The organism is Pseudidiomarina marina, from assembly GCF_003987045.1.
Lineage (GTDB): Bacteria > Pseudomonadota > Gammaproteobacteria > Enterobacterales > Alteromonadaceae > Pseudidiomarina > Pseudidiomarina marina.
Window position 1 is genome coordinate 739,623 of sequence record NZ_PIPZ01000001.1, and the last position, 21,448, is coordinate 761,070.

17 protein-coding genes are annotated in these 21,448 nt (G+C 46.8%); 12 read left to right on the top strand and 5 right to left on the bottom strand.

Annotated elements, in window-relative coordinates; translation table 11 throughout:
* Positions 1-46: 46 nt before the first annotated feature.
* The 3 genes from CWI76_RS03530 to CWI76_RS03540 are packed head-to-tail and all read right to left on the bottom strand — an operon-like array spanning position 47 to position 3,873.
* A complete protein-coding gene (locus CWI76_RS03530) occupies positions 47-1,171 on the bottom strand; it encodes an enoyl-CoA hydratase/isomerase family protein (protein WP_126758975.1) in 1,125 nt (374 codons plus the stop codon).
* A 32-nt stretch (positions 1,172-1,203) separates the two neighbouring features.
* Positions 1,204-2,361, bottom strand: coding sequence for an acyl-CoA dehydrogenase family protein (locus CWI76_RS03535; protein ID WP_126758976.1), 1,158 nt, complete (start codon positions 2,359-2,361; stop codon positions 1,204-1,206).
* Positions 2,362-2,373: 12 nt separating this feature from the next.
* A complete protein-coding gene (locus tag CWI76_RS03540) occupies positions 2,374-3,873 on the bottom strand; it encodes a CoA-acylating methylmalonate-semialdehyde dehydrogenase (RefSeq protein ID WP_126758977.1) in 1,500 nt (499 codons plus the stop codon).
* Between the two features lie 291 nt (positions 3,874-4,164).
* Between CWI76_RS03540 and CWI76_RS03545 the strand changes: the two genes are divergently transcribed.
* Positions 4,165-5,052 (top strand): AraC family transcriptional regulator, encoded by an 888-nt coding sequence (locus CWI76_RS03545; protein ID WP_126758978.1) that lies wholly within the window; start codon positions 4,165-4,167, stop codon positions 5,050-5,052.
* A gap of 14 nt (positions 5,053-5,066) precedes the next feature.
* Positions 5,067-5,915 (top strand): EamA family transporter, encoded by an 849-nt coding sequence (locus tag CWI76_RS03550; protein WP_126758979.1) that lies wholly within the window; start codon positions 5,067-5,069, stop codon positions 5,913-5,915.
* On the opposite strand, the gene CWI76_RS03555 is transcribed toward CWI76_RS03550, so the two are convergent.
* A complete protein-coding gene (locus tag CWI76_RS03555; RefSeq protein ID WP_126758980.1) occupies positions 5,912-7,090 on the bottom strand; it encodes an acetyl-CoA C-acyltransferase in 1,179 nt (392 codons plus the stop codon). The genes CWI76_RS03550 and CWI76_RS03555 overlap by 4 nt on opposite strands.
* 191 nt (positions 7,091-7,281) lie before the next feature.
* Between CWI76_RS03555 and CWI76_RS03560 the strand changes: the two genes are divergently transcribed.
* The 10 genes from CWI76_RS03560 (at position 7,282) to CWI76_RS03605 (ending at position 20,552) form a co-directional block, all read left to right on the top strand.
* Positions 7,282-7,713, top strand: coding sequence for a MerR family transcriptional regulator (locus tag CWI76_RS03560; protein WP_126758981.1), 432 nt, complete (start codon positions 7,282-7,284; stop codon positions 7,711-7,713).
* Positions 7,710-8,879 (top strand): isovaleryl-CoA dehydrogenase, encoded by a 1,170-nt coding sequence (locus CWI76_RS03565; protein ID WP_126758982.1) that lies wholly within the window; start codon positions 7,710-7,712, stop codon positions 8,877-8,879. The genes CWI76_RS03560 and CWI76_RS03565 overlap by 4 nt, the downstream gene beginning before the upstream one ends.
* Positions 8,880-8,911: 32 nt before the next feature.
* Positions 8,912-10,519, top strand: coding sequence for a carboxyl transferase domain-containing protein (locus tag CWI76_RS03570; protein ID WP_126758983.1), 1,608 nt, complete (start codon positions 8,912-8,914; stop codon positions 10,517-10,519).
* A 9-nt stretch (positions 10,520-10,528) separates the two neighbouring features.
* On the top strand, positions 10,529-11,314 hold the full coding sequence (locus CWI76_RS03575) for an enoyl-CoA hydratase-related protein (protein ID WP_126758984.1): 786 nt from the start codon (positions 10,529-10,531) through the stop codon (positions 11,312-11,314).
* A 13-nt stretch (positions 11,315-11,327) separates the two neighbouring features.
* Positions 11,328-13,286: an acetyl/propionyl/methylcrotonyl-CoA carboxylase subunit alpha gene (locus CWI76_RS03580; RefSeq protein WP_126758985.1), complete on the top strand. Its 1,959-nt coding sequence runs from the start codon at positions 11,328-11,330 to the stop codon at positions 13,284-13,286.
* Between the two features lie 9 nt (positions 13,287-13,295).
* Positions 13,296-14,207, top strand: coding sequence for a hydroxymethylglutaryl-CoA lyase (locus tag CWI76_RS03585; RefSeq protein WP_126758986.1), 912 nt, complete (start codon positions 13,296-13,298; stop codon positions 14,205-14,207).
* Positions 14,204-16,147: an acetoacetate--CoA ligase gene (locus CWI76_RS03590; protein WP_126758987.1), complete on the top strand. Its 1,944-nt coding sequence runs from the start codon at positions 14,204-14,206 to the stop codon at positions 16,145-16,147. The genes CWI76_RS03585 and CWI76_RS03590 overlap by 4 nt, the downstream gene beginning before the upstream one ends.
* Positions 16,148-16,169: 22 nt before the next feature.
* Positions 16,170-18,383 (top strand): putative bifunctional diguanylate cyclase/phosphodiesterase, encoded by a 2,214-nt coding sequence (locus tag CWI76_RS03595; RefSeq protein ID WP_126758988.1) that lies wholly within the window; start codon positions 16,170-16,172, stop codon positions 18,381-18,383.
* A gap of 3 nt (positions 18,384-18,386) precedes the next feature.
* Positions 18,387-20,030 carry an electron transfer flavoprotein-ubiquinone oxidoreductase gene (locus tag CWI76_RS03600; RefSeq protein WP_126758989.1) on the top strand — a complete coding sequence of 548 codons (1,644 nt, stop codon included), beginning with the start codon at positions 18,387-18,389 and terminating at the stop codon, positions 20,028-20,030.
* 117 nt (positions 20,031-20,147) lie between these two features.
* Positions 20,148-20,552, top strand: coding sequence for an H-NS family histone-like protein (locus CWI76_RS03605; protein WP_126758990.1), 405 nt, complete (start codon positions 20,148-20,150; stop codon positions 20,550-20,552).
* A gap of 48 nt (positions 20,553-20,600) precedes the next feature.
* Here CWI76_RS03605 and CWI76_RS03610 read toward each other — a convergent pair whose 3' ends face one another.
* Positions 20,601-21,248 (bottom strand): hypothetical protein, encoded by a 648-nt coding sequence (locus CWI76_RS03610; RefSeq protein WP_126758991.1) that lies wholly within the window; start codon positions 21,246-21,248, stop codon positions 20,601-20,603.
* Between the last annotated feature and the right edge of the window lie 200 nt (positions 21,249-21,448).

Genomic DNA, 21,448 nt, shown 5'->3' on the forward strand with positions numbered 1-21,448 from the left:
CGAACAGTGAGCGAAGCGAACGCACGAATAACGAATAACGCTTTTATCACTTACCTAAAGTTGCGAGTGGGTGTTCGCTTGCCGCCCACGGCGACGTGAAAAAGCCATCAACCTCTTCCGCCGAAACCTCACCAACCGAACCATGCTGCCACTTTGGCTGCTTATCTTTATCAATTAACAACGCCCGAATACCCTCAGCGAAATCACCGCGCATCGCACATTGAACCGATAATGTTAATTCAAGACGGAAGCAGTCAGCTAAACTCAAATCAGCACCGTGTTGTAATTGATTCCATACAATATGCGCCGTCATTGGACAACCTGCAGCTAGTGTTTGACGTGCACGAGCAAGCCATTTGTCATCCGTCTTGTCATTCACGATTGCTGTGACAACCGACTCGATATCCGCGCCATGCGTTAACTTTTTAATTAATTGCTGATGCGCTTCTACCTGTCCAGCCGGTCGTTGACTGCTATCGCGCATGCCAATACCGTTGAGAACATCGGTTACTTTCTGGTGGTTTAGTGCCGCCGTATCACCCCACTTTATGTCTTTTAAACCGGCAAGCACATCGTCTTTGCTGGTGCTCGCCACAAAGTGATCAGCTAACTTGAGATACAGTGCATCAGTGGCATTCATGTGCGCGCCAGTAAGACCTAAAAACAGACCACAGCCATCAGGCATTTGGTTCAAGAAGTGGGTTGCACCAACATCAGGATATAAACCGATCGTTATCTCAGGCATCGCCAATAGCGAACGCTCAGTCACAATCCGATGGCTCGCACCGTTCATCAGGCCCATGCCACCACCCATGACAATGCCATGCCCCCAAAGCACAATTGGCTTAGGGAAAGTGTGAATGGCGTAGTCGAGTCGATATTCTTGGCTAAAAAAGTCAGCAACTTCGTCAACAAGTACACCTGGCTTCGCTTGCATGGCTTTGTACATGGCAACAATATCGCCACCAGCACAGAAAGCTTTTTCGCCGGCACCTTGCATAAATACACAGGCTATGGCGTCATCGTCTGCCCACTGCTGCAATTTCGGTAGCAAAAGTTGAATCATTGGCAAGCTCAACGCATTCAATGATTTTTCTGAATTCAGCGTGATCACACCAATGCGCTTGCCGTTGCTTGCTTCAAGCTCGTCGAACAATACTACTGGATCCATTATGACCTCCTTTTAAGACAGAAAAGCCACCCTTAAAGGATGGCTCGGTCCATATCGGCGAGTAAGCGGCGTGCAATGATCACCCGCATAATTTCGTTGGTGCCTTCAAGAATTTGATGCACGCGGACATCGCGCACATGACGTTCCAGTGGATACTCTTTGATGTAACCGTAACCGCCGTGAATTTGCAGCGCTTCATTACATACTTGGAAACCAACGTCAGTGGCAAACCGTTTTGCCATCGCACAATAGGTCGTTTTGTCCGGATCGTTGCTATCCACTTTAAACGCTGCCAGGCGAACCATTTGGCGCGCAGCAACAAGCTCGGTTGCCATATCAGCAAGCTTAAACTGTAACGCTTGGAAATGTCCCAACTCTTTGCCAAACTGCGTACGTTCGTGCATATAGTTCGTTGCAGTTTCCAACGCCGCTTGCGCTGTTCCGACAGAACATACCGCGATATTAATCCGACCGCCGTCCAATCCCATCATAGCGAATTTGAAGCCTTCACCTTCTTCGCCAAGCAGATTAGCTGCTGGAATTCGAACATCTTCGAAGGTAACCAAGCGTGTCGGCTGAGCATTCCAGCCCATTTTCGCTTCTTTTTTACCGTAACTAATACCCGCCGCATCGGCTGGTACAACAAACGCAGAAATACCTTTCGGACCAGCTTCGCCGGTGCGCGCCATAACGACTAATACGTCGGTACTACCAGCACCTGAGATGAACATTTTCGAACCGTTTAACACATACTCATCGCCATCTTTCTTTGCGGTGGTGCGTAAACTTGCTGCGTCAGAGCCGGCACCTGGCTCAGTTAAGCAGTAAGAGCCTAACTTTTCACCCGTAACCAATTCTGGAACCCATTGTTCAATTACATCTGGTTTCGCAAACGAACCAATCATCCATGTGACCATGTTGTGAATGGTCATCATGGCGGTGGTTGCCGTACAGCCCATCGATAACTGCTCAAAAATCAACGCAGCGTCTAATCGGCTCATGCCGAAGCCGCCCGCGTCTTCTGGGGTATACATGCCCATAAAGCCCATTTCACCAGCTTTACGGAATACCTCAATTGGGAAGTGTGATTCTTCGTCCCATTGTGCAGCAAACGGGGCTAGTTCTTTCTCAGCAAAAGCTTTTGCCGTATCGACAAAAGCTTGTTGGTCGTCAGTTAAATTAAAATTCATGACAACGTCCTATTACTTCAAATGAATCGTCATATTTGGACCATTGGCATCAGCGATATCGCTTTCAAACCAACGCGCAGTAATGGTTTTGGTTTCACTGTAGAAACGCACCGCTTGCTTACCATAAGCATGCAAATCACCAAAGAACGAACCTTTCCAGCCAGTGAATGAGAAGAACGGCAATGGTACCGGAATTGGAATATTGATACCGACTTGACCCACTTCAACATTGTGCTGGTATTTGCGCGCCGCGGCGCCGCTAGCAGTGAAAATTGAAGTGCCATTACCATAAGGATTCGCATTCACTAGTGCCAGCGCGTCATCGAGTGTTTCAACTTCAGTGGCACAAAGTACCGGTCCAAAAATCTCGTTCTTATAGATTTCCATATCGGTCGTTACTTTACTAAACATCGTTGGGCCAACCCAATTACCATTCGGGAATCCATCCACTTTACAATCACGACCGTCCACTAAGAGCTCAGCGCCCTCTTTCTGACCTTGTGTGATGAAGTTTTCTACCCGTTGCTTCGCTTGTGGACTGATCAATGGACCGTATGCCGCATTTGTATCATTCCAGGCCCCTGGCTTCACTTTCGCCAATTCTGCTGCAACTTCAGGAATCCACTCACGTGCTGCGCCAACGAATACCGCGACAGAAATCGCCATACAACGTTGCCCTGCAGCACCAACCGAGGCACCAACCAAGTTGCTGATCACTTGTGATTTGTTTGCATCAGGCATGATCACGCAATGGTTTTTCGCACCCGCAAATGCTTGCACGCGTTTCATGTTTTCAGTGCCACGACGATAGATGTATTGACCTACTGCCACAGAACCAACAAACGAAATCGCGCGTACCGCTGGCTCATCTAGTAAGAAATCAACCTGCTCTTTACCACCGTGAATCACCTGCAACACACCTTTCGGAGCGCCTGCTTGCTCGAACAATTCAACCAAACGCGTTGGCGTTAAAGGATCTTGCTCAGATGGCTTCAAAATAAATGTATTACCGCAGGCAATTGCCAATGGGAACATCCAAAGTGGAATCATCGCTGGGAAGTTAAATGGCGTAATACCTGCACACACGCCAAGTGGCTGCGTATAGCTATAGCTGTCAATGCCGCGCGCAACGTTTTCAACCGTTTCCCCCATCAACAATGATGGAATATTGGCTGCGTGTTCAACCACTTCGATGCCGCGCCATACGTCGCCCTTCGCATCATCAAACGTCTTGCCTGTTTCGCTCGCAAGAATTTCAGCAATTTCATCATGGTGCTCTTTCAGCAACGCTTGATAACGCATCATCACACGAGCGCGCTCAGAAACCGGCACTTCTTTCCAAGTCAAAAACGCTTTTTTCGCGCTCTCAACCGCTTTCTTCATCTCGTCCTGTGTTGCACAAGGTGCTTGCGCAATCACTTCTTGCGTGGCCGGGTTGGTCACGTCAATCCAGTTACTGGTGTTCGACTGCACGAATTCGCCGTCGATAAATAAAGGAACTTTCTTGCTCATCTGTATAACCTCTTTATTGAATTCGTTACTCGTTATTCGTTATTCGTTATTCGTTATTCGTTATTCGTTATTCGAAAAAGACTAAAACCAACAAATATGGTTCAAAAATTCTCACATCGAAAAGCGCTCAAACCTCGATACAGAGTTAACGAGCGAACAACGCTCACGAATAACCAATAACGAATAACGACTAACGCTTTTGCTGTTAATCCATTGTCGTTGTTTTCGAAGTCCTTTAACATCGACGATTTTGCCCCTATAATGGACAAAATTGCGATCTGGGAGTCTTCCATGAGCCAACCTTCATCGTGGCCACTTCCACCTGGAAGTTCACGTGTTGTTTTGCCATTACAATTGACCCGACAGCTATCTCGACACCCGCTGACGAAGCATCTATATCCGCTTGCATATGGCCATTATGTCGATGCCCAAGGACACCAAGTAGAACGCCAGCAACATACCGATTACTTGCTCATATTTTGCCATCGCGGTAGCGGCTGGTATCGAACCGAAACTGCCAGCGGCAATCTGCGTGCTGGACAATTATTGCTATTACCCGCTGGGCAAGCCCACGCTTATGCTGCTCACAACGAGCAGCCCTGGAGCATCTACTGGGCGCATTTTCAAGGTTCCGCAGCAGCGGCATGCCTCGAATTTCTTGAGCTAACCAACCAGCAACCGGTATTAACGCTAGCTCGTTGGCGGCAACTTGTTCCAGTGGTTACCGATCTACTCAACTTGCAAACCCAGCGTCACCAATTTGCCGCAGCAGTCGTCGCAGCGAGCTTATTGCAGCGAATTATCGCCGAATTGCCGCGCTTAACCGCAACCATGCAAGCACCACAAGGCTTTGATTTGCCAGCGCTGGAGCGCTTCATGTACAACAACTCTCATCGCGACTTAAGCCTAGACGATTTTGCTGATTTTGCTGGTTTATCACGCTTCCATTTCAGCAAAAAATTTAAGCAATTCACAGGCACCAGCCCGATGCGTTACTTTAACCAAATTCGGGTTAAAATAGCGTGCCAGTTGTTAGATGCCTCAACCGATTCAATTCGTCAAATCAGTCAACAACTTGGCTTCGATGACCCATACTATTTTTCGCGACTGTTTAAGAAAACGATGGGTATTTCACCGCAGTACTATCGCGAAAGTTCTGCCACCAAAAGCACTCAATAAATAAGGAAAAAATTATGTGGATACTTTGGGCTGTAACCGCACTGTGGGCTGCAAGCTTTTCACTCATTGGAGAGTTTCTTGCCGGCCATGTCGACGGTTATATCGCCGTATTCATCCGCATGATCCTTGCGTTAGCATTGTTTTTACCGCTGTGGCGCCCTGCTCGTCTTGCGTTTCGCCAGCAGTGGCAACTCGCGGTAATTGGTGCCATTCAAATTGGCGTGATGTATCTCTTTCTCTACCACGCGTTTCTTTATCTATCTGTTCCTGAAGTGCTTTTATTTACCATTTTTACGCCACTTTACGTGACGCTTATTGACGATGTATTTTTCCAACGCCGCCATTTACCGGCTCGTTGGTGGCTCGCTGCGGTTGTCGCAGTCATTGGTGCCGCTGTCATCCGCTTTGAATCACTGAGCGATTCTTTTGTGATTGGTTTTTTACTGATTCAAGCAGCCAACCTATGTTTCGCTGCCGGACAAGTGTTTTATAAACGCCTTGAACTCGGTAATAGTCGCAATCAAGTACACGCCTTCGCTCTATTCTTTATTGGTGCCACCGCCGCATCTGGTATAGCGATGGTACTCTTTGCCGACTTCTCAAAACTACCGACAACCCAGTTAGAATGGGGCATTTTATTGTGGCTTGGCCTCGGCGCATCTGGCTTCGGTTACCTTGCATGGAACCTTGGTGCTAAGCGCGTGAACGTTGCGCAACTAGCCACCATGAACAATATGCTTATTCCAGCTGGCTTGCTGATAAACTATGCGTTTTGGGGGCAAGCCGTAGACTGGCCACGGCTTGTCCTCGGTGGTGCCATATTGATTAGTTCAGTATGGCTCGCGTCGAAACGACCGGATTAAATCATTTCAACAGCAACAGCAACGGCTTCACCACCACCAATACAGAGCGATGTGACGCCACGTTTCTTGCCGCGTTGTTTCAACGCGTGTAGTAGCGTCACCAACAAGCGGGCGCCGCTCGCACCGATTGGGTGCCCAAGTGCGCAAGCACCGCCATGCACGTTCACTTTGTCATGGTCAATATCTAGTTGCTGCATGGCAAGCATCGTTACCATCGCAAACGCTTCGTTAATTTCCCACAAATCAACGTCGTCCTTGCGCCATTTAACTTTGTCGAGCAATTTATTCATTGCACCAATTGGGGCCACGGTAAATTCAGCGGGAGCCTGCGAGTGTGTTGCATGCCCTACGACACGCGCTAATGGTTTTAAACCACGAGCTTTCGCATCACTTTCGCGCATCAACACCAATGCCGCAGCGCCATCAGAAATCGAACTAGAATTCGCGGCCGTGATGGTGCCATCTTTAGCAAAAGCTGGACGCAGACCAGGAATTTTCTCGGGCATCGCCTTACCCGGTTGTTCATCAATTTCAACCGTCACATCACCTTTACGCGTGCTGTAAGTCACTGGCACAATTTCATCTTTAAACAACCCGTCTTTAATTGCTGTTTGAGCTCGGCTCAAGGATGCTAAAGCAAAGTTATCCATCGCTTCACGACCAAGACCATACTGATCTGCAGTGCTTTGTGCGTAGCACCCCATTGCTTTGCCTTCATAGGCATCTTCAAGACCGTCCAGCATCATGTGATCATAAATGGCATCGTGACCCATGCGGAAACCCGCACGCGCTTTCTTCAATAAATAGGGCGCATTCGACATGCTTTCCATGCCACCAGCAACCACCACATCAGCCGAGCCGACATGAATTAAATCATGGGCGAACATCACCGCTTTCAACCCAGAACCACACACTTTATTAATGGTTGTCGCACCAGCACTGCGTGGTAGCCCTGCATACAACGTTGCCTGACGCGCAGGCGCCTGCCCTAAACCGGCCGGCAACACGTTACCCATAATGACTTCCTGCACATCGTCGCCCTGCAACCCACTCTCTGCAAGCGCCGCTTTAATGGCGATCGCGCCTAAATTGGGGGCGCTCACTTCGGTCAAACTGCCTTGAAAACCACCCATTGGGGTGCGTTTGGCGGCAACAATTACTACTGCATCAGACATAAATACTCCCTTGAAGACCCACTTCGATATTAGCTATTGGATATTAGATATTAGCTCTGATGTATCGGGCTTTGGTGTTTTAACTAATATCTAATATCCAATAGCTAATATCGCTTTCGGGCTTTCTTACCTTTACGTTAACGTCAACTTGTTTTAAGCTTAACGCCCTCAACCATGACAAGCAAGCAAAAATGAACGCAACAACCATCTACAGCATCGGCGAATTAGCCCGTGAATTCGACATCACCACTCGTAGCATTCGGTTCTATGAAGACCAAGGCCTGCTCTCGCCTAAACGGCAAGGCCAAACGCGACTTTATACGAATAAAGACAGAGTGCGTTTGAAGCTTATTCTAAGGGGTAAACGGCTTGGGTTCTCGTTGGCAGAAACCAAGAATTTGTTTGACTTGTATGACATGGAAAATAGCAGCGCACGCCAGCTACATACCGTTTTAGCGTTGATTGATGACAAGAAGATGTCACTCAAACAGCAACTTGAAGATATTAAGGTTCTTTTAGTAGAACTTACGAACTTAGAAGATCGTTGTCGCGATGAACTTGCCGAAATTGAAGCAAATCAGTCCGCAACGAGTTCTACAGCAGAAACTCAGGAGCAGTTATGATTAGTCAGTATACCACCTTTAATTTCGGCCTCGGCGAAACCGCGGATATGATCCGTGAAACCGTGAATGCCTTTGCGCGTGATGAAATTGCACCACGCGCTGCGGAAATTGATGAAAAAAATGAGTTTCCTGCTGATTTGTGGCGCAAAATGGGTGATCTCGGCTTACTTGGCATGACCGTTCCTGAAGAGTTCGGTGGATCGGGTCTTGGTTATCTCGAACACGTTGTGGCAATGGAAGAAATTAGCCGCGCGTCGGCTTCCGTTGGTTTAAGTTATGGCGCACATTCAAACCTATGTGTGAACCAAATTGCACGCAACGGCACTCAGGCACAAAAAGAACAGTATTTGCCCAAATTATGTAGTGGCGAGCATGTTGGTGCGCTGGCGATGAGCGAGCCGAATGCCGGCTCTGACGTCGTGAGCATGAAGTTACGTGCTGAATTGCAAGGCGACCACTACGTGCTAAACGGCAATAAAATGTGGATTACAAATGGTCCTGATGCAGACGTACTTGTGGTTTACGCAAAAACCTCACCAGATAAAAACTCGCGCGGCATTACTGCCTTTATAATTGAAAAAGATTTCGCTGGTTTTAGCACCGCACAGAAACTCGATAAATTAGGCATGCGTGGTTCGAATACCTGCGAATTGGTATTTGACAACTGTAAGGTTCCTGCTGAAAACGTTCTAGGCGAAGTCGATTGTGGCGTTGAAGTATTGATGAGCGGTCTTGATTATGAGCGCGCTGTGCTTGCAGCAGGTCCATGCGGCATCATGCAAGCTTGTCTTGATGTGGTGATTCCATACGTTCACGACCGCAAGCAATTCGGAAAAGCCATCGGCGAATTCCAGTTAGTACAAGGTAAAGTAGCAGATATGTACACCCGCACAAACGCAGCTCGTGCTTATGTGTATGCCGTAGCTCAATCATGTGATCGCGGCGAAACCACGCGCAAAGATGCCGCGGGAGCCATTTTGTATGCTGCTGAATTAGCGACACAATTAGCCCTTGATGCCATTCAATTACTGGGCGGAAACGGTTACATTAACGAGTATCCGACCGGACGCCTATTGCGCGACGCAAAATTATATGAAATTGGCGCCGGCACCTCAGAAATTCGCCGTATGTTGATAGGCCGCGAGCTATTCAGCGAGTCAGCTTAATTTTGCGCAACTAATTATCAGGAGTCGCAATCGTGACGGTATTAACCAGCACAGTGAACCCAAAAGACGAAACATTTTTGGCCAATCAACAAGCCATGCAAGAAGTGGTTGATGATTTGTTTGCCAAAGCCGAACAAATTAAGCAAGGCGGCGGCCCAAAGTACCAAGAGCGTCATCTTTCTCGCGGTAAATTACTAGCCCGCCAACGGATCGAAAAATTACTTGATAGCGGTTCGCCATTTCTAGAGATTGGCCAATTTGCAGCATGGGATTGCTACGAAGATTACGTTCCAGCTGCGGGAGTGGTTGCCGGAATTGGTCGTGTTGAAGGTGTGCAATGTATGATTGTCGCCAACGATGCAACGGTCAAAGGCGGCACCTATTATCCGTTAACAGTGAAAAAGCATCTTCGCGCACAAGAAATTGCCGAGCGCTGTCACCTACCCTGTATCTATTTAGTGGATTCAGGCGGCGCTAACTTGCCGCGCCAAGACGAAGTATTCCCAGATCGTGATCACTTCGGCCGTATCTTCTTCAATCAAGCCAACATGTCGGCAAAAGGAATTCCACAGATTGCTGTGGTAATGGGCCTATGTACTGCGGGTGGCGCGTACGTGCCAGCGATGGCCGATGAAAGTATCATCGTCAAGGAACAAGGCACAATTTTCTTAGCCGGACCACCGTTAGTTAAAGCGGCCACAGGTGAAGAAGTAAGCGCAGAGGAGCTCGGTGGCGCCGATGTTCATACTCGCATATCTGGCGTAGCTGACCATTTTGCGATGAATGATGAACATGCCTTGGCTCTCGCCCGTCGCTCAGTCGCGCGCTTAAATTATCGTGGCGCACAACCAGTTCAGCCGAGCGCAGTAAAAGAGCCTCGCTTCGATGCGAAAGAGTTATATGGCATCGTTGGTACCGACTTGCGTAAACCATACGACGTGCGTGAAGTCATTGCACGTATTGTTGATGACTCCGATTTTGATGAGTTTAAACAAAATTACGGTAACACGTTGGTTACCGGTTTTGCTCGCATTCACGGCTACCCAGTCGGTATTGTCGCCAACAACGGCATTCTTTTCTCAGAATCGGCACAAAAAGGTGCGCACTTCATTGAGTTATGCGCACAACGCAAAATTCCATTAGTGTTTTTACAGAATATTACTGGCTTCATGGTTGGTAAAAAATACGAAGCTGAAGGTATCGCAAAACACGGCGCCAAAATGGTTACCGCAGTAAGTTGTGCTCAAGTACCTAAATTCACTGTTTTAATTGGCGGTAGTTATGGTGCTGGTAACTACGGTATGTGTGGCCGTGCCTATGATCCAACGTTGATGTTCATGTGGCCAAATGCACGTATCTCGGTAATGGGCGGCGAACAAGCTGCCGGTGTCATGGCGCAAGTGACTAAAGATAATCTGGCGCGCAAAGGCGAAACAATGAGCGCCGAAGACGAACAAAAGCTTAAACAGCCAATTATCGATACCTATGAAAAGCAAGGTCACCCCTACTACGCTTCAGCACGGTTATGGGATGATGGCATTATTGACCCAGCACAAACGCGTACCGTTTTGGGGCTTAGCTTAGCCGCTGCCAACAATGCACCAATTGCCGACACCAAGTTCGGCGTATTCCGGATGTAAGGAGGCGATATGGCTTACCAAGCAATTGATCTGACAGTCAATGGTCATGTGGCTTATCTGACGTTAAATCGGCCAGAGGTTCACAATGCATTCGATGACGGCATGATCGCTGAACTCTTGCATGCGCTAGGAAGCGTACGCGCAAATGACAATGTTCGCGTTCTCGTTTTGCAATCGAATGGCAAGAACTTCTCAGCGGGCGCTGATTTGGGCTGGATGCGCTCTATGGCTGCAAAAAATTACGATGAGAATATTGCCGACGCGGGTGAACTATCGCGTCTCATGCAAGAGCTCGACGAGCTACCAAAACCAACCATCGCTTTAGTACAAGGCGCAGCATTTGGTGGCGCAGTCGGGTTAGCGGCATGTTGTGATATAACACTCGCGACGCCAGCTAGCAGCTTCTGTTTGAGCGAAGTAAAAATCGGCCTCATTCCAGCTGTGATTAGTCCGTATGTAATGCGCGCCATCGGCACCCGTCAAGCACGTCGCTATATGGTTACCGCCGAGCGCTTTAGTGCCGATGTTGCCCACCAAATTGGATTAGTACACGAAGTCGTTGACGATCTACAAACCGCGGTGCGTCCATTAATCGATAGTTTGGTAGCCAACAGTCCTGCAGCCGTTACCGCGGCCAAGCAGCTTGCATTAGATATCGATCAGCAACCGCTCAACGCAAATACACGACGCGTGACGATTGAACGTATCGCAGAAATTCGGGTTTCGGCAGAAGGTCAAGAGGGCCTCAGTGCATTTTTAGAAAAACGCGCGCCGAACTGGAAAACCACTCAATAATTAAGGAACAGCAATGTTGCAAAAATTGCTAATTGCTAACCGCGGCGAAATTGCTTGCCGCATTATTAAAACGGCTCGAGAACTGGGTATTCGTACCGTAGCAGTTTACTCAGATGCAGATCGTCACTCCCAACACGTGCAGTTAGCCGATGAAAGTATTCATATTGGTGCGGCACCCAGTGCGGAGAGTTACCTCGTCATCGACAAAATTATTGCCGCAGCAAAGAAAACCGGCGCCGACGCCATTCACCCAGGCTATGGCTTTTTGTCAGAAAACGAAGATTTTGCCGATGCGTGTGCTAGCAACAACATTATCTTTGTCGGGCCACCAACCAGCGCCATTGCTGCAATGGGTTCGAAGAGTGCTGCCAAGGCAATTATGAGCGAAGCTGGCGTACCACTGGTACCGGGCTATCACGGTAGCGAGCAAAGCGCTGATAAACTGCGCACCGAAGCCGAAAAAATTGGTTACCCTGTGCTACTTAAAGCAGCCTACGGTGGTGGCGGTAAAGGCATGCGCGTGGTCGAAAACGCGAAACAGTTTGATGAAGCCTTAAGCTCAGCCAAACGCGAAGCACAAGCTTCATTTGGCAACGACAAAATGCTCGTAGAAAAATTCATCGGCAACCCGCGCCATGTCGAAATTCAAGTGTTCTGTGATGAGCACGGCAATGCGGTCTATCTCGCGGAACGTGATTGCTCAGTGCAACGACGCCATCAAAAAGTCATTGAAGAAGCCCCAGCTCCGTCCATGAGTACCAACACCCGTCAAGCGATGGGTGAAGCTGCTGTGCGTGCTGCACAAGCCATTGATTATGTGGGAGCGGGAACAGTTGAGTTTTTGCTCGACACTGACAATAAATTTTATTTCATGGAAATGAATACCCGTTTGCAAGTTGAACATCCGGTCACGGAAATGGTTACGGGCCAGGACTTAGTCGCATGGCAGCTGATGGTGGCTAGTGGCGAGCCCCTACCACTTGCTCAAGATCAGATTGAAGTAAACGGCCATTCATTTGAAGCGCGAATTTATGCCGAAGACCCTGAGCACGAGTTTTTGCCAAGTACCGGAACGTTACATGTGCTGCAACCACCAACAAGCAGCGACTATGTACGTGTCGATAGCGGCGTTGTCGCTGGTGATGAGGTGAGCTCATATTATGATCCCATGATCGCCAAACTCATTGTTTGGGGCGAAAATCGCACCGTTGCTTTGCGTCGACTGATTCAGGCGCTAAACGATTACCGCGTTGCTGGTGTGCGCACTAATATCGACTTCCTACGTCGTATTGCGGGTCACAAGAAATTTGGCCAAGCTGAATTAACCACACGCTTTATTGAAAAGTATGAAGCGGATCTATTCCCAGACACCAGCCATTTAGTAAACGACTATGCGGTGATGGCAACTTTAGCTGAGCGTTTTACTGAAAAATCAGTTGATAACCAAAACCCATGGTTTACACAACATAGTTTTCGTTTAAACCAACCCCGTCAATTTGCACTCAGTCTGCAATATGGTGAAACGCTGCATGATATCCAATTGGTTGAACGAGACCAAGCTTGGTATCAAATTGACCACAACGATGCGTGGCAAGCTGATCGTATTGGCGAACAATGGTTCTTTAGCAAGAATGGCCACCGCTTCCAAGCGCATATTTTGCGTGCAGATCACGACATTGTGGTGATGACTGAACATGCCAGTTTGCGGTTCAATCGTCATAACGTTACTGATACGCTTGAACAAGAAAAGGCAGCTGGTAGCCTCACTGCTCCTATGAACGGTACGGTTGTTCAAGTGATGGTTAAAGCTGGCGATACAGTGACTGCAGACCAAGCACTCGTAATTATGGAAGCGATGAAGATGGAATATACGATTCGTGCACCACGCGATGGCGAAGTTGCCCAAGTATATTATCAGGCTGGCGATCTTGTCAGCGATGGCGCCGAATTGATTAGTTTGAATGATGAATAAGGATACCCCATGAGTTTGCCGCAACAGGTAAGAATTGTTGAAGTAGGCCCACGCGATGGGCTGCAAAACGAGCAGGCTGTGCCCGTTGAGGCGAAAATTGAACTCGTGAATGCGTTGGCCCGAGCTGGATTGTCCTATATCGAGACCGGTGCATTTGTCAGCCCTAAATGGGTACCGCAGATGGCCGATAGCGCCGCTGTATTTACCGGTATCGAGCGCCTCGACGGTCGTACCTATGCCGCTTTAACGCCCAATTTGAAAGGCTTTGAAGCGGCTGTTGCTGCTGGTGCCGATGAAGTCGCAATTTTTGGCGCCGCGTCAGAAGCTTTTAGCCAGAAGAATATCAATTGTAGCATCGCTGAGAGTCTTGACCGATTTGCTCCGGTTATCGAAGCAGCTCAAGCGCAAAATATGAAAGTGCGCGGTTACGTGAGCTGTGTTCTTGGTTGCCCGTATCAGGGTGAAGTTAGTCTTAGTGACGTCGCCTATGTTGCCGAAAAACTTTGGCAAATGGGCTGTTACGAAATTTCGCTAGGCGATACCATCGGTGTCGGTACCCCACTCCATGCGCAGCGAATGTTGAGCGCCGTAGCAGACAAAGTGCCGATGCAACAACTCGCATTACACTTCCATAATACTTACGGCCAAGCGCTTGCCAATATTTCTAGCTGCTTACCCATGGGCGTTGCAACTATCGATAGCGCGGTAGCTGGGCTTGGCGGTTGTCCATATGCCAAAGGCGCAAGCGGCAACGTTGCCACCGAAGATGTGATTTACATGTTGCACGGTATGGGTATTGAAACCGGTATTGATCTTAACCAGCTGGTGCATGCTGGCGCGACAATTTGCCAACACTTAAATCATGGCCCGCGCTCAAATGTTGCACTAGCAGAACTAGCTAAACAGGAACACACAAAATGACAACGAAAATCATGTGGCAACCTGATTCAAGCCAAATAACAGCCGCACGCATGACGGATTTCATGCAAAATGTGAATCGCAAACACGGCGCCGACTTAACGACATATAGCGAACTACATGATTGGTCAGTTCAAAACCACGAAGCGTTCTGGCGCGACATTTGGGATTACTTTGATGTCATCGGCGATGCCGGTGAGCGCACGCTTGTCGATGGCACTAAAATTCCTGGAGCAAAATGGTTTCCTGACGCGCGACTAAACTTTGCAGAAAATCTATTACGCTATCAAGATGATCACATTGCTTTAGTTTTTCGTGGCGAAAACGGCGCTCGGCAACAGTTAACTTACGCCGAATTGCGCCATGAAGTCGCGGCTTTAGCCGCAGCATTTAAGCAACAGGGTGTTGTCGCCGGCGACCGCATTGCAGCGATGATGCCAAACTGTATTGAAACCATTATTGCGATGCTCGCAACCACCAGCTTGGGCGCTATTTGGTCGAGTTGCTCACCGGACTTTGGCGTACAAGGCGTGGTCGACCGGTTTGGCCAAATTGAGCCAAAGCTTTTCATTACTGTCGACGGCTATTTCTATAACGGCAAGCAACTCGACATCAGCGAAAAAGTGAACGCTATTCGTGCTGAGCTAACTTCCGTTGAAACCACGGTCGTTGTTAATTTTGCAGGTTTTAACCATCAATACGACGCCACCTCGGTCGCTTGGAACGACTATTTAGATCGTTCTGCAAACACATTAGAATTTGTGCGTATGCCGTTTAATGCACCGCTGTACATCATGTTTAGTTCTGGCACGACCGGCGTACCGAAATGTATTGTTCACGGGATTGGCGGCACACTATTGCAGCACATGAAAGAGCATGCATTGCACACTGATATTGATCGCGACGATGTGTTTTTCTACTTCACAACCTGTGGCTGGATGATGTGGAACTGGCTGGTCTCTGGCCTTGCTCAAGGCGCCACGCTCGTTCTATTTGATGGCTCACCGTTTTATCCAGAACCGGCGGCACTTTGGCATATTGCCGAACAAGAACAAATAAGTGTTTTCGGTACCAGCGCAAAATATCTGTCGGCGCTAGAAAAAGCTGAGTATAAACCAGCAACAGTGCACAATTTAACGGCATTGCGAGCCATTCTAACAACCGGCTCAGTGCTTGCACCGGAGAGCTTTGATTTCGTTTATCGCGACATCAAGTCTAACCTGTGTTTATCATCAATTTCAGGTGGTACCGACATTGTTTCATGCTTTGCTCTTGGCAATCCAATATTGCCGGTATATCGCGGTGAGCTTCAATGCAAAGGCCTCGGTTTAGACGTGCAAGTATTCAATGACAACGGCCAAGCCGTGGTGCAAGAAAAAGGTGAGCTTGTGTGTTGTAACAGCTTCCCGTGTATGCCGATCGGGTTTTGGAACGATAACGATGGTCAGCGCTACTTTAAAGCCTATTTTGCGCGGTTTGAGAATACCTGGGCACATGGTGACTATGCTGAAATTACTGATCATGACGGGGTGATTATTTATGGCCGCTCCGACGCCGTGCTAAACCCAGGTGGCGTGCGTATCGGCACAGCAGAAATCTATCGCCAAGTTGAAAAGATTGATAGTGTGCTTGAGAGCATTGCCATTGGACAACGCTGGCAAGACGATGAACGTGTCGTATTATTCGTGCGTTTGCGCGAAGGTTTGAAGCTTGATGATGCATTGCAGCAAGAAATTCGCCAGATAATTCGTCGAAATGCCACGCCTCGTCACGTTCCTGCGGTCATTGCTCAAGTGACAGATATTCCAAGAACGATTAGTGGAAAGATTGTCGAGCTAGCAGTTCGCCAAGTTGTACACGGTGAAACGGTTAAAAACACGGATGCATTAGCGAATCCTGAAGCCTTAGAGCAGTTTCGTGACCGCGCTGAGCTAAATCAATAGAAATATAATTAGGAACTCTAGCATGAAGCAATGGCGCTCTTTGATCATCACCGCAGGCATTGGGCTCGCAATTACAATTGCGGCGACTCTTTTGCTCGAGCAATATGACCATAAGCGCATTGCTGAACGCATGCGAGCAGATGCACAAAGTTTAGAAAGTAACGTAAGAGGAAGCTTAATTCGCTTGCTATATGCAGGTGAAATTGCGGGTGAGCTATTGAAGATGAGTGAAAGTGAACCCGCACAACAACTGCCACAACTTCGCCGCGCGGTGAATTCTTTTTATCAATCCGTACAACACATTACCGTACTTGATGAACAACTTAATTTTATTGATCAAGAATTACTAAATGGTTCCGAGCAAATTATTGTAGAGAGTTATCAAGGTAATCCTGAGCAACTACTCAAGCTACAGCAGTCAAATGATGCCACGGTATTTATGCCGGCGCACAACCTCTCTCTTAATAAGCATGATTTGGCCTTGTTTTTACCCATTATAAACGTTGAACAGCGTTACTATGTTGCAATGGTTGTTGCTGTGCAGGAACTCCTCAAAAGCACCATACATCATCATATTATTGAAGGCTATCAAGTTGAAGTTAAGCAAAATAACGAAGCCATCTACGCATTCGCTGGTAACACCGAATTAAAAAACGAATGGAATGCGGAATTCACGATACGGGTCGCCGACCAGCAGTGGCAATTTTTAGTGTGGCCAACACCTTTAAAATTTTCGGAAATGCACGTCGTAAATTCCTATATCGTGCCGTTACTCGGTATGTTTTTAACGGGTTTCTTCATGTTGTTAGTGTTTCGCATGAAGCTACAGCAACAGCGCTATGAACAACTCAAAAACAACAATGAAGACTTGTTGCTTCAATTACAAAAACGCGAAGAAATTGAGCAGCAATTAGCTTACCTTTCGGAACATGATGCACTCACTGAAGTACCGAATCGAAACGCCCTGCTTCGGTACCTGCACGAGCGCCTACCCGAACTAGCTATTCATCAAGGTCAGTTAGTTGCTATTCAACTCAACGTGGATCACTTTAAAGAAATTAATAACGCCCTTGGTCATAAAATTGGCGATGAGTTACTGCGTCGCCTTGCCCACCGCATTCAACGCTGTCCGGTTAAGTTTGATTTTATCGCGCGTATTGGCGGTGATGAATTCCTTGTTGTCAAAGAAGGTGTAACCACCGATCAACAAGCAACAGAAATAGCCGATCAATTAGTTAGAATTGTAAAACCTGAGTTTTACATCAATAGCCACGAGGTGTACGCCTCAGCGTCAATGGGTATCGCTTTTGCAAATGATGCAGATTTTGATGCAGATAATTTATTGCGTCATACGGATGCGGCTTTGAATCAAGCGAAAAAGTCGGATTACCACGGCATCAATATTTACAATCGGTCGCACCAATCGGAGCTATCTAAACGTCAATTTTTGTTAGAGCAACTGCATAAAGCTGTGGAAGCGCACCGCGTTGAAGTGCACTACCAGCCAATTTTTGATTTGCGCTCGAAACACGTGACTGGACTAGAAGCACTGATGCGTTGGCGTCAGGACGATGGTGAATTAGCACTACCGGAAGAGTTCTTATCGCTCATTGAAGACACGGGTTTAATTGTGCCGCTTACCGACAACTTGTTAAAACGAGTGTTAAATGATTATCGTGAATGGCTAGCAAGCGATCATACGCAATTAACGATTCACATCAATTTATCAGGCAAGCAGTTAGCATTACCTGAATTACCAGAGTTATTGCAAACCAACTTGCGTCGCTACAATGTGCCGGCAGAGAATTTATACATTGAAATTCGAGAAGATTTGTATTGTAGCCATGCTTGTCAAGAAGACGGGGTACTCGCGAAATTGAAGGCCATTGGCGTTAAACTAACAGTTGATGGCACTGGCCTAAACTTTATTACAATGAAGGCGATGCAATTATGCCCGCCTTATCTATTAAAGATTAGCCACGCATTGCTTTCAGAAATACCGCACAATAAAGTGCAGGCGTTAATTGCCGACACCATGATAAAATTTGCCCATGAACGCGGTATTCACATATGTGCTGTCGGTGTAGAAACACAACAGCAAATTGATTTTTTATTGCAGCGTGATTGTTTATCTGCGCAAGGTTACTTCCTCGCGCGCCCTGTTCCTGCAGAACAAGTTCAAGGTATGCTCGAACATCCTGATCAAACAAATAATGACACGCCTTACCAGGAGTAAACTATGCAACGCGAAAGTATGGAATTTGATGTCGTCGTCGTAGGTGCAGGCCCTGCCGGTTTAAGTTGCGCCATACGTCTTGCTCAGCAAGCGCAAGAGAGCAATCAAGAGTTAATGATTTGCGTAGTCGAAAAAGGCTCAGAGGTTGGTGCCCACATCTTATCAGGAGCGGTTTTCGAACCACGCGCATTAAATGAATTAATTCCCGATTGGAAAGAACGTGGCGCGCCGCTCAAAACAGAAGTAACTGGCGATGAAATCATGTTGTTTAAAAACGCTGAGAAAGCGACTAAATTGCCAGGCTTCATGGTACCTAAAACATTCCACAACAAAGGCAACTACATCACCAGCATGGGGAATGTCTGCCGTTGGTTAGCAGAACAAGCTGAACAACTTGGTGTCGAAATATTTCCCGGATTCCCGGCTGCCGACATTATTGTCGAAGACGGTCGCGTTGCTGGCATCATTACTGGTGATATGGGGCTTGATAGTAAAGGGGAACAAAAACCTGGATTTGAACCTGGAATGGAACTTCGCGCTAAATACACTGTATTTGCCGAGGGCTGCCGAGGCCATCTAGGTAAACGTTTACAACAGCAGTTCAACCTCGCCGAAGGGAAATCACCGCAACACTATGCGATTGGATTCAAAGAAATCTGGGACATCCCGGCAGACCAGCATCAGCCCGGCTTAGTGGTTCATACAACAGGCTGGCCTCTTGCAGATGAGGCGAGTGGCGGTGGCTACTTGTACCACGCTGAAGATGGGCAAGTGTACGTTGGTTTAATCGTCGACTTGAATTACAGCAACCCGTACTTAAACCCATTTGGCGAATTCCAGAAATTCAAGACACATCCTGAAATTGCTAAAACTTTAAAAGATGGCAAACGAGTAACTTATGGCGCGCGAGCAATTACAAAAGGTGGATTCTACGCACTGCCGAAAATGACGTTTGCCGGAGGTGTGCTTGTTGGGTGTAATGCCGGGACGCTTAACTTTGCCAAAATCAAAGGAAATCATACGGCAATGAAATCTGGCATGATAGCTGCTGAAAGCATCTTTGCTGCGTTACAAAACACTGATACACCGGCTGAGCTGCCTGATTTTGCCGAACGCTTTGAAAAATCATGGCTCTATGAAGAGCTTTATTGCTCACGTAATTTTGGTCCAGCTGTGCACAAGTTTGGCACCATCTTGGGCGGAGCGTACAACACCATTGATCAGAATCTGTTTGGCGGCAAACTACCGTTCACCATCAAAGATGAGAACACCGATCACGGGCAAATGCGCAAAGCCAATGAATGTAAACCGTTGGAATATCCAAAGCCCGATAATAAATTAACTTTTGACCGTTTATCGTCGGTATTTTTATCAAATACTAACCATGAAGAAGATCAACCATGTCACCTTCAGTTAAAAGACAGTTCAATTCCATTGAAGGTGAATCTTCCTGAATATGCCGAACCTGCGCAACGGTACTGCCCTGCTGGCGTTTATGAAGTGGTGGAAGAAAATGGTGAGGCTGTATTTAAAATAAATGCTCAGAACTGTATTCATTGTAAAACTTGCGATATTAAAGATCCGTCGCAAAACATTACGTGGGTAACACCAGAAGGTACTGGCGGACCTAATTACCCGAATATGTAATTTATTTAAATGAATTAACTTTGTGTGTAAGATATTTAAGACAAATTTTTAAGATTGTCGTCTTAATAAACTCTGTATTAAATTAATTACACACATTGTTAATAAATTGGAATAAATATGAGCGAGTTTTTGAAAATTTTAAACCATGGACGACGTTTAAAGGCAGCAGTAAAGGAATTATCTGTCACTGAGTTAGAAGAAGTAAGAGAAAAATTAAATAAAGTAATCGAAGAGCGTCGCGAAGAAGAAGCGGAACTTAGAAAGCTTGAAGCTGAAAAACAACGAAAAATCGAAGAAGTAAAACGCTTTATCGATGAAGCTGGTATTGATTTAGCTGAACTTGTTGGCGAACCTTCAATTACAACAAAAACACCGAAAAAACGTGCTCCTAAACCACCTAAATACGAAATTACCGACACTGAAGGTAATCGAGTGACTTGGACCGGACAAGGTCGCATGCCAAAAGCATTAAAGGCCGCAGTTGACTCAGGTAAATCGTTAGAAAGTTTTCTCATTAAGTAACAAAAAGCCCCGCCAAGCGGGGCTTTTTATTTGAGTTTGTTGATACAATTAATGCACAGTAATATCGATATCACCCACACCAGTATCAACACTCACTCGATGCTTACCTGAAGAATTAGCACGGCTATTGGCAGTCATCAGAAAACGATTATTTTCAATATTGCCTAACCCTTTAATTGTGCTGTCACCAACACCAACATCTGTTTTAATGGTCTTATAGTCGCCATAAATATCTAAATCAACTTCACCAACACCTAAATCAATTTGTATATCAGTGGTCCACAAATCGCCATTAATTTCACCAACGCCTAAATCGGTTTCAACACGATTAACTCGCGGTAATTTAATAACCCAATCCAATTGAATACCATCTTGGTTCGAAACTCGCAGTGTTAACTGATTTCCAGCTTGCTCGGCAACAAGTTCAGCATCTTCAACATTACCGTCTTTGTTAAATACAGTGTCATCATCTTTGTAGGCACGAATAGAAACTTCCATAACATCGCCTTCTGTGCGCTCAAACGTAATGGTTCCCACGCCAGAATCAAAGCTCAGTTCTGTTTCAGCGGAAACGCTGTATTCCGCATTGATGTGCTTTTCATGCTGCTGTGCATTTGCGGTAAATGGCAAGCTGATCACGGTAATACCTGCGATCATTCCTAGGGCAATACTCCAAGTGGTGCGTTGACGGTTCATTGTTGTTGTCTCCGTAATGATTCATGTTGTCATCGTCGTTATAGGACGTAGAAAATTCACTCGAAGTTTATAAAGCAATTATCATGCCAATTATTTATCCTTTATTATTCAATATGTTATAAATTTATCCGGCATTCGTTTTTCATCATAAAATAGTCAAATTCACAAAATTATGCTCAAATATCACAAATTTGATTCGA